This is a genomic window from Micromonospora sp. C95, assembly GCF_018070465.1.
Taxonomy (GTDB): domain Bacteria; phylum Actinomycetota; class Actinomycetes; order Mycobacteriales; family Micromonosporaceae; genus Micromonospora.
Genome location: NZ_JAGPXT010000018.1, coordinates 83,289 through 100,639 on the forward strand (window position 1 = coordinate 83,289; position 17,351 = coordinate 100,639).

General features: G+C 71.8%; 15 protein-coding genes. 10 read left to right on the forward strand and 5 right to left on the reverse strand.

Features of this window, described 5'->3' with window-relative positions; all coding sequences use genetic code 11:
• Positions 1-171 precede the first annotated feature (171 nt).
• The 3 genes from KBX00_RS20045 to dapF are packed head-to-tail and all read left to right on the forward strand — an operon-like array spanning position 172 to position 2,664.
• The gene (locus tag KBX00_RS20045) at positions 172-903 is read left to right on the forward strand and encodes a class III extradiol dioxygenase subunit B-like domain-containing protein (RefSeq protein WP_210829186.1); all 732 of its coding nucleotides are present in this window, start codon (positions 172-174) and stop codon (positions 901-903) included.
• Positions 786-1,817, forward strand: coding sequence for a tRNA (adenosine(37)-N6)-dimethylallyltransferase MiaA (miaA, locus tag KBX00_RS20050; RefSeq protein ID WP_374225336.1), 1,032 nt, complete (start codon positions 786-788; stop codon positions 1,815-1,817). Before KBX00_RS20045 ends, miaA begins: the two co-directional genes overlap by 118 nt.
• A 7-nt stretch (positions 1,818-1,824) precedes the next feature.
• Entirely contained in the window at positions 1,825-2,664 is an 840-nt protein-coding gene (dapF, locus tag KBX00_RS20055; protein WP_210829189.1) for a diaminopimelate epimerase, read from the forward strand.
• A 22-nt stretch (positions 2,665-2,686) separates the two neighbouring features.
• Here dapF and KBX00_RS20060 read toward each other — a convergent pair whose 3' ends face one another.
• Positions 2,687-4,159 (reverse strand): NAD-dependent malic enzyme, encoded by a 1,473-nt coding sequence (locus KBX00_RS20060; protein ID WP_210829190.1) that lies wholly within the window; start codon positions 4,157-4,159, stop codon positions 2,687-2,689.
• A 175-nt stretch (positions 4,160-4,334) separates the two neighbouring features.
• Between KBX00_RS20060 and hflX the strand changes: the two genes are divergently transcribed.
• Positions 4,335-5,783: a GTPase HflX gene (gene hflX / locus KBX00_RS20065; protein ID WP_210829193.1), complete on the forward strand. Its 1,449-nt coding sequence runs from the start codon at positions 4,335-4,337 to the stop codon at positions 5,781-5,783.
• A gap of 64 nt (positions 5,784-5,847) precedes the next feature.
• On the forward strand, positions 5,848-7,542 hold the full coding sequence (locus tag KBX00_RS20070) for a hypothetical protein (protein ID WP_210829194.1): 1,695 nt from the start codon (positions 5,848-5,850) through the stop codon (positions 7,540-7,542).
• 57 nt (positions 7,543-7,599) lie between these two features.
• Here KBX00_RS20070 and lexA read toward each other — a convergent pair whose 3' ends face one another.
• Positions 7,600-8,382, reverse strand: a complete 783-nt coding sequence (gene lexA, locus KBX00_RS20075) for a transcriptional repressor LexA (RefSeq protein WP_210829195.1) — start codon at positions 8,380-8,382, stop codon at positions 7,600-7,602.
• Between the two features lie 552 nt (positions 8,383-8,934).
• Here lexA and nrdR point away from each other — a divergent pair.
• The 3 genes from nrdR to KBX00_RS20090 all read left to right on the forward strand — a co-directional run bounded on the left by nrdR (position 8,935) and on the right by KBX00_RS20090 (position 13,634).
• Positions 8,935-9,423, forward strand: a complete 489-nt coding sequence (gene nrdR, locus KBX00_RS20080) for a transcriptional regulator NrdR (protein ID WP_210829196.1) — start codon at positions 8,935-8,937, stop codon at positions 9,421-9,423.
• Positions 9,424-9,489: 66 nt separating this feature from the next.
• Entirely contained in the window at positions 9,490-12,369 is a 2,880-nt protein-coding gene (locus KBX00_RS20085; protein ID WP_210829197.1) for a vitamin B12-dependent ribonucleotide reductase, read from the forward strand.
• Positions 12,370-12,665: 296 nt separating this feature from the next.
• Positions 12,666-13,634 (forward strand): DUF2332 domain-containing protein, encoded by a 969-nt coding sequence (locus KBX00_RS20090; protein WP_210829198.1) that lies wholly within the window; start codon positions 12,666-12,668, stop codon positions 13,632-13,634.
• A gap of 34 nt (positions 13,635-13,668) precedes the next feature.
• Here KBX00_RS20090 and KBX00_RS20095 read toward each other — a convergent pair whose 3' ends face one another.
• Together KBX00_RS20095 and KBX00_RS20100 are read right to left on the reverse strand one after the other, a co-directional pair.
• Entirely contained in the window at positions 13,669-14,850 is a 1,182-nt protein-coding gene (locus KBX00_RS20095; protein WP_210829251.1) for an RNA polymerase sigma factor, read from the reverse strand.
• A gap of 86 nt (positions 14,851-14,936) precedes the next feature.
• Positions 14,937-15,278 carry a YciI family protein gene (locus KBX00_RS20100; protein WP_210829200.1) on the reverse strand — a complete coding sequence of 114 codons (342 nt, stop codon included), beginning with the start codon at positions 15,276-15,278 and terminating at the stop codon, positions 14,937-14,939.
• 91 nt (positions 15,279-15,369) lie between these two features.
• Between KBX00_RS20100 and KBX00_RS20105 the strand changes: the two genes are divergently transcribed.
• Positions 15,370-15,609 (forward strand): DUF5522 domain-containing protein, encoded by a 240-nt coding sequence (locus tag KBX00_RS20105; RefSeq protein ID WP_210829202.1) that lies wholly within the window; start codon positions 15,370-15,372, stop codon positions 15,607-15,609.
• Between the two features lie 11 nt (positions 15,610-15,620).
• Here the strand turns inward: KBX00_RS20105 and KBX00_RS20110 are convergent, their stop codons facing one another.
• Positions 15,621-16,313, reverse strand: a complete 693-nt coding sequence (locus KBX00_RS20110; protein ID WP_210829203.1) for a metal-dependent transcriptional regulator — start codon at positions 16,311-16,313, stop codon at positions 15,621-15,623.
• 98 nt (positions 16,314-16,411) lie between these two features.
• On the opposite strand from KBX00_RS20110, the gene KBX00_RS20115 reads away from it, so the two are divergent.
• Positions 16,412-17,254 (forward strand): sulfurtransferase, encoded by an 843-nt coding sequence (locus KBX00_RS20115; protein WP_210829204.1) that lies wholly within the window; start codon positions 16,412-16,414, stop codon positions 17,252-17,254.
• Positions 17,255-17,351 lie beyond the last annotated feature (97 nt).

A 17,351-nucleotide genomic window follows, 5' to 3' on the forward strand; every position in this document is an offset into this window, starting at 1 on the left:
TCACAGGTGCGCCCCGGTCCGCGTCGAGCGCCTATCGCCGACCGTGACCATACGGTGTCCTATGGCCTGTCTGCGCCATCCGACCGGCGTGCCGCTGTCGACCGTAAGGCGTGTCGCCCCTCCCGGGTGGCACGCGGCACCCGACCGAAACCGGGCCGCTACGGTTGCCTGGTGCCACTGGTCGCCGCCGCCGTCTGCCCCCACCCGCCGCTGCTCGTCCCCGAGATCGCCGGTGCCGCCGCGTCCGAGCTGGACGACCTGCGCACCGCCTGTGACACCGCCGTCGCGCGGCTGCTCGACTCGGGAGCGCGGACAGTCGTGGTGGTCGGGGCCGGCGACCGCAGCACCGATGTCGACGCACCGTTCCGGGGCAGCTTCGCGCCGTGGGGGGTGCCGACCGAGGTACGCCTCGGCAACCATCCCGACGGTTTGGCGGGTACCGGGCAGCTCCCACTCAGCCTGCTGGTCGGCGTTTGGCTGCTGGGTCGGCGGCCGGCGGCGGCGACCGACGGCGTCAACTGGCGACTGACCACCGTCGGGGCCGACGAACAGGTCCAGACCTGCGCCGACCTCGGTGCCCGGCTCGATTCGCACCAGCCGTGGGCGCTGCTGGTGATGGGGGACGGTTCGGCCTGCCGGTGCGAGAAGGCGCCCGGCTACGCCGATCCGCGCGCCGAGGCGTACGACGAGACGGTCGCCCGGGCCCTGGCCGAGGCGGACGGCGACGCCCTGCTCGGCCTCGACCCCGGCCTGTCGGCGCAGCTCAGGGTCGCGGGACGGGCACCCTGGCAGGTGCTCGCCGGTGCGGCGCGGGCGGCGGGCGGCGACTGGCGCGGCGAGCTGCGCTACCACGCGGCGCCCTACGGGGTGGGCTACCTCGTGGCGAACTGGGAGCGGCCGTGAGCACCCCGGGCACCGTGGTCGCGGTCGTCGGGCCGACGGCCGCCGGCAAGTCGGCGTTGAGCATCGCGTTGGCGCACGCACTCGACGGTGAGGTGGTCAACGCCGACTCGATGCAGCTCTACCAGGGCATGGACATCGGCACGGCCAAGCTCACCGTGGCCGAACGCGACGGCGTGCCGCATCACCTGCTCGACATCTGGGAGGTCACCGAGCCGGCCAGCGTGGCGGAGTACCAGCGGCTGGCCCGGGCGGCGGTCGACGACGTGCTCGCCCGGGGCCGGGTACCGCTGCTGGTCGGTGGGTCCGGGCTATACGTGCGGGCGGTGCTCGAACAGTTCGAATTCCCCGGCACCGACCCCGCGCTGCGCGAGCGCCTGGAAGGCGAACTGGCCGCGCTCGGGCCGGCGCCGCTGTACGCGCGGCTGCGCGAGGCCGACCCGGTCGCGGCGGCCGGCATCCTGCCCGGCAACGGCCGGCGCATCGTACGGGCGCTGGAGGTGATCGAGCTGACCGGCGGGCCGTTCACCGCGGCGCTGCCCGAGCCGACGCCCTACTACCCGGCGGTGCAGATCGGGGTGGACCTGGACACCGCCCGGCTCGACGAGCGGATCGCGCTGCGGGTCGACCGGATGTGGGCCGACGGCCTGGTCGCCGAGACCCGGCGACTTGTCGAGCACGGCCTGCCGCACGGGCGCACCGCGAGCCGGGCCCTCGGCTACCAGCAGGTGCTGCGTTTCCTGGCCGGCGAGCTGACCGAGACCGAGGCGTACGACGAGACGGTCCGGGCCACCCGTCGCTTCGTCCGCCGTCAGCGCTCCTGGTTCCGGCGCGATTCCCGGGTGCACTGGCTCGACTCGGCCGCCCCGGAGCTGGTCGGGGACGCGCTGCGGATCGTCGGTGGGACTGCGCGATGATGGAGTCGTGGAGTTCACCAAGGGACACGGCACCGGCAACGACTTCGTCATCCTGCCCGACCCGGACGGCGCGCTCGACCTGACGCCCGAGCTGGTGGCGGCGATCTGCGACCGGCGTCGTGGCCTCGGCGGGGACGGGGTGCTGCGGGTGGTCCGCGCCGCCAAGCACGCCGACGGCGCCGCCCTGGCCGGCGAGGCCGAGTGGTTCATGGACTACTGGAACTCCGACGGCTCCTTCGCCGAGATGTGCGGCAACGGTGCCCGGGTCTTCGTCCGGTACCTGCTGGAGACCGGGCTGGCCGCACCGGCCGGCGACGCGCTGCCGGTGGCCACCCGGGCCGGCGTCGTGCGGGCGCGGGTCGACGGCGAGGCGATCGCCGTCGAGATGCGACGACCCCGGCTGTACGACGCCTCCGCCGCCGCCCTGGGCGGGCTGACCCTGCCCGGCACGGCGGTGGACGTGGGCAATCCCCACCTGGTCTGCCCGCTACCCGCCGGGCTGGACCTGGCCGGGCTGGACCTGACCCGCGCTCCCGACGTCGACCCGGCGGTCTTCCCCAACGGGGTGAACGTCGAGTTCACCACCGCCGGTGGACCGGTCCCCGGCGTCGACGCACACGTGCTGATGCGCGTCCACGAGCGCGGCTCCGCCGAGACGCTCTCCTGCGGCACCGGTGCCTGCGCCGTCGCCGCCGTGGCCCTCCGCGACGTCGACCGGCAAACCGGAACGGTCGCCGTCGACGTCCCCGGCGGCCGCCTGACCGTGACCGTCACCCCCGACTCCAGCTGGCTCTCCGGCCCCGCCCTCCTCGTCGCCACCGGCACCCTTACCCTCCCGACCCGCTGAGCCGGGGTTGGGTTCCCGTGTGTCAGGGCGTGGCGGAGGCGGAGGCGGCGATTTCGGGGAGGTCGGCCGGGCCGGGGTCGGCGGCGGGGGGAGGGGTGGTGGTCGGGTTCTGGGCGGCGGCGCGGACGGCTGCGGCGACGGCCGGAGCGACCCGGGAGTCGAAGACGCTGGGCACGATGACCGTCGGGTTGATCTTGTCCTCACCGACCACGTCCGCGATGGCCCGGGCGGCGGCGATTGCCATCTCCTCGGTGAACTCCTCGGCGTGCGCGTCGAGCATGCCCCGGAAGACGCCGGGGAAGGCGAGCACGTTGTTGATCTGGTTCGGCTGGTCGGAACGGCCGGTGGCGACGACCGCGGCGTGCTTGCGCGCCTCCCGAGGGTCGACCTCCGGGTCCGGGTTCGCCAGCGCGAACACGATCGCGTCCTTCGCCATGGTGGCGATGTCGTCGCCGGTGAGCAGGTTCGGGGCACTCACCCCGATGAAGACGTCGGCACCGGCCAGCGCACCGGGCAGGTCGCCCGAGTAGCCGTCCCGGTTGGTGTTCTCGGCCAGCCACCGCCAGGCCGGGTTGAGGTCGGCCTGGCCACGGTGCAGGGCGCCCTGCCGGTCGTACGCGATGATGTCACCGACGCCCTGACGCAGCAGCAGCTTCATGATCGCGGTGCCCGCCGCGCCGGCCCCCGAGACCACCACCCGCACGTCCGCGAGCTGCTTGCCCACGACGCGCAGCGCGTTGGTGAGTGCGGCCAGCACGCAGATGGCGGTGCCGTGCTGATCGTCGTGGAAGACCGGGATGTCCAGCGCCGCACGCAACCGGGCCTCGATCTCGAAGCAACGCGGGGCCGCGATGTCCTCCAGGTTGATCCCGCCGTACGCCGGTGCGATCGCCTTGACGATGGTGACGATCTCGTCGGTGTCCTGCGTGTCCAGCACCACCGGCCAGGCATCCACCCCACCGAAGCGCTTGAACAGTGCCGCCTTGCCCTCCATCACCGGCAGCGACGCGGCGGGACCGAGGTTGCCCAGTCCCAGCACGGCCGAGCCGTCGCTGACCACCGCCACCGTGTTGCGCTTGATGGTCAGTCGCCGGGCGTCGGCCGGGTTTTCGGCGATTGCCTGGCAGACCCGGGCCACCCCCGGGGTGTACGCCCGCGACAGCTCGTCCCGGTTCCGCAGCGCGACCTTCGGACTCACCTCGATCTTCCCGCCGAGGTGCAGCAGGAAGGTGCGGTCGGAAACCTTGCGTACGTCCACGCCGTCGAGCGCGCTGAGCGCGTCGACCACTTGGTCGGCGTGACCGGAGTCGGCGGTGTCGCAGGTCAGGTCGACGATCACGTTCGTCGGATCGGAATCGACCACGTCCAGCGCGGTGACGATCGCCCCGGCCTCACCAACCGACGTGGTGAGCCGGCCGATCGAGGAGGCGTCGGCGGGCACGGCGATCCGGATCGTGATCGAGAATCCGGCACTGGGCAGTCGGGTCGTGGCCACGCAGGTCCCTCCGTCGGCGCTGAACGGCTCGTCCGCATTTCTACTCGCCCGCCCCGGGCGGCCGGCATCCACCCCCGCTTCGGCTGATCCGAAGGTGGGCATATACCAGGTGCACCAGGCGTTGACACATGTCAGGATTGCTTGGTACGTGCACAGAACGGACAGGAGAGATCGCTTGCGAGACCAGGAGACCTACGTTTCCATCCCCGACGACGAGCTCGACACCACCACCGGCGAATACGAGCTCTCCGAACGGCAGGCGCTGCGGCGGGTCCCCGGTCTCTCCACCGAGCTGACCGACGTCACCGAGGTCGAATACCGGCAGCTCCGGCTGGAGCGGGTGGTGCTGGTCGGCGTCTGGACCGAGGGCAACCAGGTCGACGCGGAAAACTCCCTCACCGAGCTGGCCGCGCTTGCCGAAACCGCCGGCTCGCAGGTGCTCGAAGGGCTCATCCAGCGACGCAACCGCCCCGACCCGGCGACCTACATCGGCCGGGGCAAGGTCGACGACCTCAGTTCGGTGGTGCTGTCCGCCGGTGCCGACACGGTGATCTGTGACGGGGAGCTGTCCCCGTCCCAACTGCGCAACCTGGAGCAGCGCACCAAGGTCAAGGTGGTCGACCGCACCGCGCTGATCCTCGACATCTTCGCCCAGCACGCCAAGAGCAAGGAGGGGCGGGCGCAGGTCGAGCTGGCCCAGCTGGAATACCTCCTGCCTCGGCTGCGCGGCTGGGGCGAGACGCTATCCCGGCAGACCGGTGGGTCGGGCCGGGGTGGCGGTGCCGGCGGTGGCGTCGGCGTCCGTGGCCCGGGTGAGACCAAGCTGGAGACCGACCGGCGGCGCATCCGCCACCGCATCGCCCGGCTACGCCGGGAGATCAAGGCCATGCGGACGGTGCGCGAGACCAAGCGCGCCCGCCGTACCCGCAACGCGGTGCCCGCGGTGGCGATCGCCGGCTACACCAACGCCGGCAAGTCCAGCCTGCTGAACCGCCTGACCGGGGCGGGGGTGCTGGTGGAGGACGCGCTGTTCGCCACGCTCGACCCGACCACCCGCCGGTCCACCACGTCCGACGGGCGGGTCTACACCCTCAGCGACACCGTCGGTTTCGTCCGGCACCTGCCGCACCAGATCGTCGAGGCGTTCCGGTCGACGCTGGAGGAGGTCGCCGAGGCGGATCTGGTCGTGCACGTGGTCGACGGCGCCCACCCCGACCCGGAGGAGCAGGTCCGGGCCGTCCGCGAGGTGCTCGGCGAGGTCGGCGCCGACAGGTTGCCGGAGCTGCTGGTGGTCAACAAGACCGACGCGGCCGACGAGGAGACCCTGCTGCGGCTCAAGCGGCTCTGGCCCGAGGCGGTCTTCGTCTCCGCACACAGCGGCCGGGGCATCGACGCCCTCCGCGAGACGATCGAGCGGCGGCTGCCCCGCCCGGCGGTCGAGGTGCGCGTGGTGCTGCCGTACGACCGGGGCGACCTGGTGGCCCGGCTGCACCGACAGGGCGAGGTGCTCAGCACCGCCCACCTGCCGGAAGGGACGATGCTGCACGTACGGGTCAACGAGGCACTCGCGGCCGAACTGACCCCGTACCATGACACGGCGCAGGCGGCCCGTATCGCGCCGTGACCGGCTGCGGTGGCCGGGCCGCCGCGTCACCCGACGGAAACCTGCGGCATGCGACACTTCTTTCATGCTCCGCACTGTTTCCTCCGTCACGGTTGCCCTCGGCCTGGTCGGGGCCACCGTGGCGGTCACCGGTGCCGCGCTCACCGCGCCCGGCTCGACCCCCGCCAAGGCAGCGTCTCCCCTGGTGGCGGCCCCTCCGGCCGCCGTGGTGGGGTCGCCGGTCACCGCGGCGGGCAAGAAGCAGTGCTCGGTCACCGACTCGCGGCTGCGCGAGCTGTCCGGCCTGATGGCGACCAAGAACGGCTACATCGTCGTCAACGACAGCACCCAGCAGGACAACCGCAAGCGGGTCTTCTACCTCAACAAGGACTGCCAGGTCGTCCGCGAAGTTCCCTACTCGGGGGCGGGGCCGTTCGACACCGAGGATCTCGCGGTCGCACCGGACGGCAAGACGTTGTGGATCGCCGACACCGGCGACAACGTGACCAGCCGCGAGCGTCGCGAGCGGGTGGCGGTCTGGAGCATGCCGATCGGCGGTGGCAGCCAGCCGAAGCTGCACCGGCTGTCGTACCCGGACGGCAAGCCGCGCGATGCCGAGGCGCTGCTGATCGGCGACGACAAGCTGCCGTTGATCATTACCAAGGTCACCGCCGGCAAGGCCGAGATCTTCACCCCGGACGGGCCGCTCAAGACCGGTGACACCGAGCCCGTGCCGATGAAGAAGCTCGGCGACCTCGAACTGCCGAGGACGGACACCGAGAACCCGCTGAGCACCTTCGGTCGCGTCGCGATCACCGGTGCGGCGCGCTCCCTGGACGGCTCACGGGTGGTCCTGCGCACCTACGCCGACGCCTTCGAGTACGACGTCGCCAACGGCGACATCGTCACCGCCCTCACCACGACCACTCCCCGGGTAACCGCGCTGGCCGACCCGTTCGGCGAGGCGATCTCCTACTCGACCGACGGCAAGACGTTCCTGACCGTCTCCGACGCCGGCCACCTGGAGGACGACGACCCCGTCAACATCCTCAGCTACACCCCCTCCACCGAGGGGCCGAAAGGCCTGGCGAACGATCCCGACGCGGCGCAGAAGTCCGGCCAGTCGTTCCTCGACGGGCTGACCCCGACCGACATCATGTACCTGATCGCCGCGGTCGGCGTGCTCGGCGCGCTGCTGGTCGGCGCGGGCATCTTCGGCATCCTGCGCGCCCGCAAGCGCCCGGCACCGGCCGGCCGAAACCGCGACGGCGACAGCGACATGAAGGGCGACGGATTCGGCCCGGCCCAGGACCGGGGTCGGGGCGGGGTGTACGGCGGGGCGCAGTCCGGTGGCGTCTACGGCGGCTCGCCGGTCGGCGAGCGGCCCGCTGGTGGCGCACGCCCGGGCGGCGTCTACGGCGGCGGTAATGGCCGACCGGCCGCCGGCAACGGTGCTCGCCCGGGGCAGGGCGGTGGAGGCGTCTACGGCGGCGGTGGCGGCCGGCCCGGCGGTGAGGGTGCTCCCGTCTACGGCGGGCGGCCGGGCAGCGGTCGACCGTCCGGCGGCGGTGGACGCCCGGGCGGTGGCGTCTACGGCGGCGGCGGTGCCCGTGGCGGTGGACAGCCCGGCGCCGGAGGGCGCGCGGAGCCACCCAGACGTGGCGGCCCGGCCGAACCCGACTACCGGGGGCGACGCTCCGGCCGTTACCGGGAGGACGACGGCGAACCGTACGGTCAGGTGCGCGGCGGCCACTACGGCTACCGGGGTGACCGGTACTGACGTGACGACTGTGACGACCGGGTAGCCGGCGGGTACCCGGTGTCACCGGCCGCCGAGTCAGATGCGGCGCAGCACCGCGACCACCCGGCCCATGATGGTGGCGTCGTCGCCGGGGATCGGGTCGAAGGCCGGATTCTGCGGCATCAGCCAGACGTGACCGTCCCGCAGACGGTAGGTCTTCACGGTCGCCTCGCCGTCGAGCATGGCGGCGACGATCTCGCCCGAATCCGCGGTCGGCTGCTGCCGGACGACCACCCAGTCACCGTCGCAGATCGCCGCGTCGAGCATCGAGTCACCCTTGACCTGGAGCATGAAGACCTCGCCCTCGCCGACCAGCTCGCGCGGCAGCGGGAAGACGTCCTCCATCGACTGCTCGGCGAGGATCGGACCACCGGCGGCGATGCGACCGAGCATCGGGACGTAGGCCGGCGTGGGGCGCTGGGACCGGCTCAGCTCGTCGTCGACGTCGTTCGGGGAGCGGACGTCAACGGCCCGGGGCCGGTTCGGATCGCGCCGGAGGAAGCCCTTCTTCTCCAGCTCCTTGAGCTGGTAGGCGACGCTCGACGGGGAAACCAGCCCGACCGCCTCGCCGATCTCACGCACGCTCGGCGGGTAGCCGTGGCGCTCGACCCAGGTGCGGATGAAGTCCAGGATGCGACGCTGCCGCGCGGTGAGGTCGACGGTCGCCGGGTCGGGGAAGCTGCTGACCACCGGGGTCACCGGACGCACGGCCGGCTGACCGGAGCGGGCGCGGGTGACACTCCGGCGTCGGGCGGCCGGGAGGCCCGCCTCGATGCTCTGCTGCGGGCTCTGTGGCCGGTTGGCCCGGTCCTCGGTCACGTCCGTCCTCCCTGGTCGGCGCTGGGTGCCTCGGCGGCTCGTGGTGCGCGCGGTGGTCTGCTGGCCGGCGGGTCGACCATGGTCACCTCCGGTTGTTCATGACCGTATAGGTGAGATCGGTCTTTTTCAAACATCTGTACGACCTTCGGCCGCGTGTCGATCCGGAAATCAGCGCGACACCCCGCCCTTACTGATAAATAGTACGAGTGTTCGAGTGGTTGGGAATTGTCGACGCTCGCGCCGGGCCGGGTGGTAACCGGCGCGGGCGGCGGGCCGTTGGTTCTCCGGTTGTGGAAAACGGAAGGTGCTGGTGGGGTTTCGGGGTGACGCGCCGGACACGCCGACCAACTTGACCCCGGATCGCCAGCGGCCTACCGTCGACCCCTAGATGTAGTAGTCACATGGGCGTAAGTTGCCTACAGGTTGGGTTCGACTACCGACCGCACTCCCGTACCGCCGAGCTGGTGGCCATCCTGCGGGGATGGCTCCGGCTTACCGAGGCGTGCCCGGAGAGCGGCGGGCGGACCTGTGGTCGATCAAGGAGGTCGGGCGATGCGGTGTCCGTACTGCCGGCACGCCGACTCCCGGGTGGTCGACTCGCGCGAGGCCGACGACGGCCAGCTGATCCGGCGGCGGCGGTCCTGCCCCGAGTGCGGCAAGCGGTTCACCACCGTCGAGGAGGCGGTGCTCGCCGTGGTCAAGCGCAGCGGCGTGACCGAGCCGTTCAGCCGGACGAAGATCATCGGCGGGGTGCGCAAGGCGTGCCAGGGCCGGCCGGTCGACGAGGACTCGATCGCGCTGCTGGCGCAGCGGGTCGAGGAGACCGTCCGGGCCAAGGGGGCCGCCGAGATCCCCAGCCACGAGGTGGGGCTGGCCATCCTGGGACCGCTGCGGGACCTGGACGAGGTCGCCTACCTGCGGTTCGCCAGCGTCTACCGGTCGTTCGACTCGCTCGCCGACTTCGAGCGGGAGATCGACACGCTACGGGCCGCCGCGCGTGCCCGCGAGGCTGCCGGTGCCGAGCCGGCCAGCGCGCAGTGATTTTCAAGCAGTACCAGTGACAGTCGGATCGCGCGGCGGGCCCGCGCGGACGAGGGGGCGGATGAGATGCCGGGGGACGGTGTGACGACAAGCAGGTCACGAAGCAAGGCAGGCGCGGGGCTCAAGGTCGAGCGGGTCTGGACGACGCCGGGAGTGCACCCGTACGACGAGGTCACCTGGGAACGCCGCGACGTCGTGATGACGAACTGGCGGGACGGCTCGATCAACTTCGAGCAGCGGGGCGTGGAGTACCCACAGAGTTGGAGCGTCAACGCGGCCAACATCGTGACCACCAAGTACTTCCGGGGCGCGGTGGGGACCCCGGAACGCGAGTGGTCGCTCAAGCAGCTGATCGACCGGGTGGTCACCACGTACCGCACCGCCGGTGAGGAGTACGGCTACTTCGCCTCCCCGGCCGACGCCGAGGTCTTCGCGCACGAGCTGACCTGGATGCTGCTGCACCAGGTGTTCAGCTTCAACTCCCCGGTCTGGTTCAACGTCGGCACCCCCTCACCCCAGCAGGTATCAGCCTGTTTCATCCTATCTGTGGATGATTCGATGGATTCCATCCTGGATTGGTACAAAGAGGAAGGGCTGATCTTCAAGGGCGGCTCCGGCTCCGGGGTCAACCTGTCCCGGATCCGTTCCTCCCGGGAACTGCTCTCCTCCGGCGGCACCGCCTCCGGTCCGGTCAGCTTCATGCGCGGTGCCGATGCCAGCGCCGGCACCATCAAGTCCGGTGGCGCCACCCGGCGCGCGGCCAAGATGGTCATCCTCGACGTCGACCACCCGGACATCGAGGAGTTCGTGGTCACCAAGGCGCGCGAGGAAGACAAGATCCGCGCGCTGCGCGACGCCGGGTTCGACATGGACCTGGGTGGTTCCGACATCGTCAGCGTGCAGTACCAGAACGCCAACAACTCGGTCCGGGTCTCCGACGAGTTCATGTCGGCGGTGGAGAACGGCGGCGGCTTCGACCTGCGCGGCCGGCTCGACGGGCAGACCATCGACACCATCGACGCCAAGAACCTGTTCCGCACCATCTCCCAGGCCGCCTGGGAGTGCGCCGACCCGGGCCTGCAGTACGACGACACCATCAACGACTGGCACACCTGCCCGGAGACCGGCCGGATCACCGCGTCGAACCCGTGCTCGGAGTACCTGCACCTGGACAACTCCTCGTGCAACCTGGCCTCGCTGAACCTGATGAAGTTCCTCCGCGCCGACGGCGGCTTCGAGGTGGAGAAGTTCGTCAGGAGCGTCGAGCTGGTCATCACCGCGATGGACATCTCGATCTGCTTCGCCGACTTCCCGACCGAGAAGATCGGCGAGACCACCCGGGCGTACCGGCAGCTCGGCATCGGCTACGCCAACCTGGGCGCCCTGCTGATGGCCTCTGGCCTGCCGTACGACTCGGACCAGGGCCGCTCGCTGTCGGCCGCGATCACCTCGCTGATGACCGGCACGGCGTACCGCCGCTCGGCCGAGCTGGCCGGCATCGTCGGCGCGTACGACGGCTACGCCCGCAACGCGGAGCCGCACAAGCGGGTGATGCGCAAGCACGCCGCGGCCAACGACGAGATCAAGCCGTCCGGCACGGTGGCCACCGCCCTGGTCCGCGAGGCCACCAAGCAGTGGACCCAGGGCAACAAGATCGGCGACAAGAACGGCTGGCGCAACTCCCAGGCCAGCGTGCTCGCTCCGACCGGCACCATCGGCTTGATGATGGACTGCGACACCACCGGTGTGGAGCCGGACCTGGCGCTGGTCAAGTTCAAGAAGCTGGTCGGCGGCGGGTCGATGCAGATCGTCAACCAGACCGTGCCGCGCGCCCTGCGCTCCCTCGGGTACCCGGAGGAGCAGGTCGAGGCGATCGTCGAGCACATCGCCGACCAGGGGCACGTGGTGGACGCCCCCGGCCTCAAGCCGGAGCACTACCCGGTCTTCGACTGCGCCATGGGCGAGCGGTCCATCGCGCCGATGGGGCACGTGCGGATGATGGCGGCGGTCCAGCCGTTCATCTCCGGTGCCATCTCCAAGACGGTGAACATGCCGGAGCAGGCCACCGTCGAGGATGTCGAGAAGATCTACTTCGAGGGCTGGAAGCTCGGCCTCAAGGCGCTGGCCATCTACCGGGACAACTGCAAGGTCGGCCAGCCGCTGTCGGCGGCCAAGAAGAAGGCCGCCGAGCCGGAGGCGACCACCACCGCCGTCGAGCCGGTGGTGGAGAAGGTCGTCGAGTACCGCCCGGTGCGCAAGCGGCTGCCGAAGAAGCGCCCGTCGGAGACCATCTCCTTCTCCGTGGGCGGGGCCGAGGGCTACCTCACCGCCTCGTCGTACCCGGACGACGGTCTCGGCGAGGTCTTCCTCAAGATGTCGAAGCAGGGTTCCACGCTGGCCGGGGTGATGGACGCCTTCTCGGTGGCCATCTCCATCGGCTTGCAGTACGGCGTGCCGCTGGAGACGTTCGTCAGCAAGTTCACGAACATGCGCTTCGAGCCGGCCGGCATGACCGACGACCCGGACGTGCGGATGGCCGCCTCGGTGATGGACTACATCTTCCGTCGCCTGGCGCTGGACTTCCTGCCCTACGAGCGCCGCGCCGAGCTGGGCATCTTCACCGCCAAGGAGCGGGCCGCCCAGCTCGCCGCCGAGGCCGAGGCCGAGGCGAACGGCACCGACCTGACCGCGATGGCCGCCTCCGCTCCGGTGGAGGCCAAGCCGGAGGAGCCGAAGGCCGGCCCGGTCGCCCAGCCGGCCCAGGAACTCGCCGACGTCGCCGCGGCCAAGCCGGCACCGTCGGTCGGTTCCAGCACCGAGCTGCTGGAGGCCGTGATCGGCAAGGCCGCCGACGCACCGCTCTGCTTCACCTGCGGTACGAAGATGCGCCCGGCCGGAAGCTGCTACGTCTGCGAGGGCTGCGGCTCCACCAGCGGCTGCAGCTGACCCGACAGAGCCCCGGGCGGTAATCCGCCCGGGGCTCTGCCGTTCGTTGCGATCTTGGACCGGAACGGCCCTCCCAAGGGCATCTTCGTACCAAGATTGGTCAAGCTGGCGTTTCGGTAGCGAGGTGGCCGCGCAGCTCGATGGCGAGGAATCGACGTGACGTGCCGGCGGGGTACCAGCACCAGCCAGCCACGGGATCTTGGTGCGAAGACGCCCTCGGAGGGGCAGTTTCGCACCAAGATTTCGTGACGAGCGGGGGGATGGGGGTTACCGATGGCCGGGACGGCTTTGTTGCGATGATCGGCCCTGTGACGATCGCTCAGCGCTACGTCTGGTTCGCCGACCGCGAGGCGCGCGGGGTTTCTCCCTCGTACGAGCGGCTGGCCCGCTTCGTCTCCGGGGACGCGAGACTGCTCGGCCTGCTGGGCACCCTGCCGGCGGCCAAGCAGCAGCCGAACCTGATCTTCGGCGTGGTACGCCTGCTCGGCGGTCCGGTCGACGATCCGGCCGCCTTCCGTGACTACACGCTGGCCAACTGGTCGACGGTCGAGGCGGAGGTCCGTGCCCGGGTCACCCAGACCAACGAGGCCGGTCGCTGCGCCGTACTGCTGCCGTTGTTCGCGGCGCTGCCGCAGCCGCTCGCGTTGCTGGAGGTCGGTGCCTCCGCCGGGCTCTGCCTCTACCCGGACCGGTACGCGTACCGGTATGCCGGCAGCGACGGAAGCCCGGGTGGCCACCTGGTCGGCGCGGGGGAGCCGGTGCTCGACTGCGTGGCCACGAACCTGACGCCGCCGGACCACCGGCCGGAGGTGGTGTGGCGGGCCGGCCTGGACCTGAACCCGCTCGACGTGACCGAGCCGGCCGACCTGGCGTGGCTGGACGCGCTGATCTGGCCGGAGAACGAGCACCGCCGGGACCGGCTACGGTCGGCGGCGGCCGTCGTCGCCGCCGACCCGCCGCTGCTGGTCCGCGGCGACCTGGTCGACGACCTGCCGGCACTGGCCGCGCAGGCGCCGGCCGACGCCACCCTGGTGGTCCTCCACACCAGCGTGCTCTACCTGGTGCCGCCACCGCGCCGCGCGGCCTTCGCCGAGGCGGTACGCGAACTGCCCGGCCACTGGATCTCCAACGAGGGGCCGGCGGTGCTGCGGTACGCCGGGCTGCCGCAGCCGCCGAGCGACGCGCACCTAAACGTGCTCGCGCTCGACGGACAGCCACTGGCCTGGACGCGCGGGCACGGGCAGGAGATCACCTGGTTCGGGTAGCGGCCACGGGCTGCGCGGACCGGAGGCGGAGCCCTCACAAGGCGGCAAGTTCGCCGAGGCGGATGGTGAGGAAGTCTCGTTCGGCGTCGTTGTCCACCAGGTCCAGGGCAGCTCGGTACGCCTGTGCCGCCTCGGCGTCGCGGCCGAGCCGGCGCAGCAGGTCGGCCCGGATCGCCGGCACGTAGTGGTAGCCGGCCAGCCGCGGATCCCGGGCGAGCGCGTCGACCTCGCTGAGCGCCACGGCCGGCCCGTCCACCATCGACACCGCCACCGCCCGGTTCAACGCGACCACCGGCGAGGGCCAGCGGTCCAGCAGCAGGTCGTAGAGCTTGACGATCTGCGGCCAGTCGGTCGCCTGGTAGCTGGGCGCGAGGGCGTGCAGCGAGGCGATGGCGGCCTGGATCGCGTACCGGCCGGCGCGTCCGGTGTGGAACACGTCGAGCACCAGGCGGCGTCCCTCGGCGATGGCGTCCCGGTCCCAGCCGGAGCGGTCCTGGTCCTCCAGCCGCAGCAGCCGGCCCTCGGTGTCGGTGCGGGTGGCCCGGCGCGCGTCGGTGAGCAGCAGCAGCGCGAGCAGGCCGCGTACCTCCGGCTCGTCGGGCAGCAGGGCGGCAAGCATCCGGGCCAGGTGCAGCGCCCGGTCGACCAGGTCGGCGCGGACCAGGTCGCCGCCGCTGGGCGCGGTGTGCCCGGTGGTGTAGAGCAGGTGTACGACCGTGAGCACCGCGTCGAGCCGTTCGGGTAGTTCGGCGGCCTCGGGGACCCGGTAGGGGATCCGGGCGGCGGCGATCTTCTTCTTGGCGCGGGTGACGCGGGCCGCCATGGTCGGCTCGGGGACCAGGAAGAGGTGGGCGATGTCGGCGGTGCTCACGCCGCAGACCAGGCGCAGGGTGAGCGCGACCTGCGCCTCCTTGGCGAGCGCCGGATGGCAGCAGGTGAAGACCAGGCGCAGCCGGTCGTCCGGCACCGCCACCTCGTCCGGGACGTCCGGCTCCGCCTGGTCCGGTGCCACGAGCAGGGGCAGCTTCGCGCGGAGCACCTGCCGTCGGCGCAGCACGTCGAGGGCCTTGCGCCGGGCCGTGGCGGTGAGCCAGGCACCGGGACGGTCCGGTACGCCGTCCCGGGCCCAGGCGCCGAGCGCGGCCACGTACGCCTCCTGGACGCTCTCCTCGGCGAGGTCGAAGTCACCGGCGACGCGCGCCGTGGCGGCGAGCACGAAGGCCCACTCGCGGCGGTGGGCGTCCGCGACGGCCCGTTCTACCTCGGCGGCGGTGGCCGGCACGACGCCGCGCTCGCGGTCGCTCACTCGGCGGGCGGCACGAACAGTGGCCGGACCTCCACCCCGCCGTGAATGGTGGCCGGGTTCAGCTTGGCGATTCGCACAGCGGTGTCCAGGTCGGGCGCCTCTAGGACGAAGAACCCGGCGACGACCTCCTTGGCCTCGACGAACGGGCCGTCGGTGACGAGGTCGCCGCGTACCGCGGTGGCGGTGGTGCTCGGTTGCAGGGCGAAGCCCGTCACGATCTGCCCGCCAAGCTCGGCCACCTGCGCGGGGTACCGGTCCAGCAGGGCGACGTAGTCGGGGGTGAGGTCCATCGGGTCGGCCGGTGCCGGCGAGTAGATCAGGACTGCGTATTGGGCCATGAGGTTTCCTCCATCGACTTCATCCTCTGCCCCAGCCAGCGGACAGGACCAGTGCGGATCGATGCCGCCGGAAAAACCTAGACTGCTGGTGATGAGCGGAGAACGACGGCCCCTGGCGGCGCGGCCGCTGACCGAGCCGCACCCGTCGCGGTTGCCGCTCGACCACCCCGGCCGGCAGCGCATCCTCGCCGAGCACGCCGCCGCCCTGGCCACGGGCGACGCCGGCTACCTGGATCCGGAGACCGGGCTGTTCGTCCTCACGGCCGGCTTCCTGGCCCGCCGGGGCACCTGCTGCGGCCGGGGCTGTCGACACTGCCCGTACGTGGACTGAGGGCAGCGTGCTCAGGCGGCGGCGGCGACGAAGACGCGGGAGGCGATCTCGCGGGGCAGCCGGACGCTCTCGCCGGAGCGGTCGATCGACACGGCGTCGCGTTCCTGCGCCACCGTCACCGTGGCACCCGGGTCGACGCCGGCCGCGTGTAGTTGCCGGAGCACCTCGGCGTCGGTCTGCACGCTCTCGCAGATCCGTCGCACGATGACCGTGCCGGTCAGACCGGGGAAGGCCAGGTTGCGCTCGACGTCCGCCGGCTCGGGCTCGGACTGGCCGGGTGAACCCAACTCGTCCAGGCCGGGAATCGGGTTGCCGTACGGCGACCGGGTCGGCCGGTTGAGCAGGTCGTAGACCCGCTTCTCGACCGCGTCGCTCATCACGTGCTCCCAGCGGCAGGCCTCCTCGTGAGCCTCCTCGTAGGGCATCCCGATCACGTTCACCAGCAGCAGCTCGGCGAGCCGGTGTTTGCGCATCACCGAGACGGCGGCGTTGCGCCCCTGGTCGGTGAGGCTGAGGTGCCGGTCACCCTCGACGGTGAGCAGGCCGTCGCGTTCCATTCGGGCAACGGTCTGACTGACCGTGGGGCCGCTCTGGCGCAGGCGTTCGGCGATCCGGGCGCGCAGCGGAGGCACACCCTCTTCCTCGAGTTCGAGGATCGTACGCAAATACATTTCGGTCGTATCGACCAGGTCGTGGGACTTCATGGTGTCAGCGGCCCTCCAGGCCTCGATGGTACCCTGCCGCACCCTGGAGGTCGGTTGCCGAACCGTCGGGCATGTCACTCGTGGTGTTGACTGGGGCCATGCCCGCTAGCGAGGAACTTCTGGTCGAGGCCGAGCAGCTCGCCGCCGAACTCGACGGCACCGACCCACCCACCCTGCTCGATGTCCGCTGGCGCCTGGTCGGGCCGCCCGGACGGGACGACTACCTGGCCGGGCACCTGCCGGGCGCGGTCTACGTCGATCTGGACACCGCGCTGTGCGGCGCTCCGGGCCCGGCCGGTCGGCACCCGCTGCCCGAACCGGCCGCGTTGCAGGCGGCGTTGCGCGCGGCCGGCGTACGGGCCGGGCATCCGGTGGTGGTGTACGACGGCGGTGACGGGATGTCCGCGGCTCGGGCCTGGTGGACGCTGCGCTGGGCCGGGCACCCGGCGGTCCGGCTGCTGCACGGCGGCTACCCGGCCTGGACGGCGGCCGGTCTGCCGGTCAGCACCGACCAACCCGCTCCGGTGCCGGGCGACGTGACCGTCCGCCCGGGGGCCCTGCCGGTGCTTGACGCCGCAGCCGCCGCCCGACTGGCGGCCGGCGACGGTGTCCTGATCGACGTGCGGGCCGTGCCCCGCTACCGGGGCGAGCACGAGCCGATCGACCCGGTCGCCGGCCACATCCCCGGCGCGGTGAACCTGCCCGCGCCCGAGTACGTCGCCGAGGGCCGCTTCCCGTCCGCCGAGATCCTGCGGGACCGTTTCGCCACTGTCGGCGTGGCCGCCGAGGCTCCGGTCGGGGCGTACTGCGGCTCGGGGGTGACCGGAGCCCAGGCTGTGCTCGCGCTGCATCTGGCTGGCCGCACGGACGCCGCGCTCTACGTGGGTTCGTGGAGCAACTGGGTCGCCGACCCGGACCGACCGGTGGCCACCGACACCTGACCGAGCCGACACCTGACCGCCGCGTCGCCGGTCCGGCGGCGTCTACCGCTGGCGACGCCGGGCCTTCGGCGCCGGCCCGGCCGCCGGGCCGCCGGTC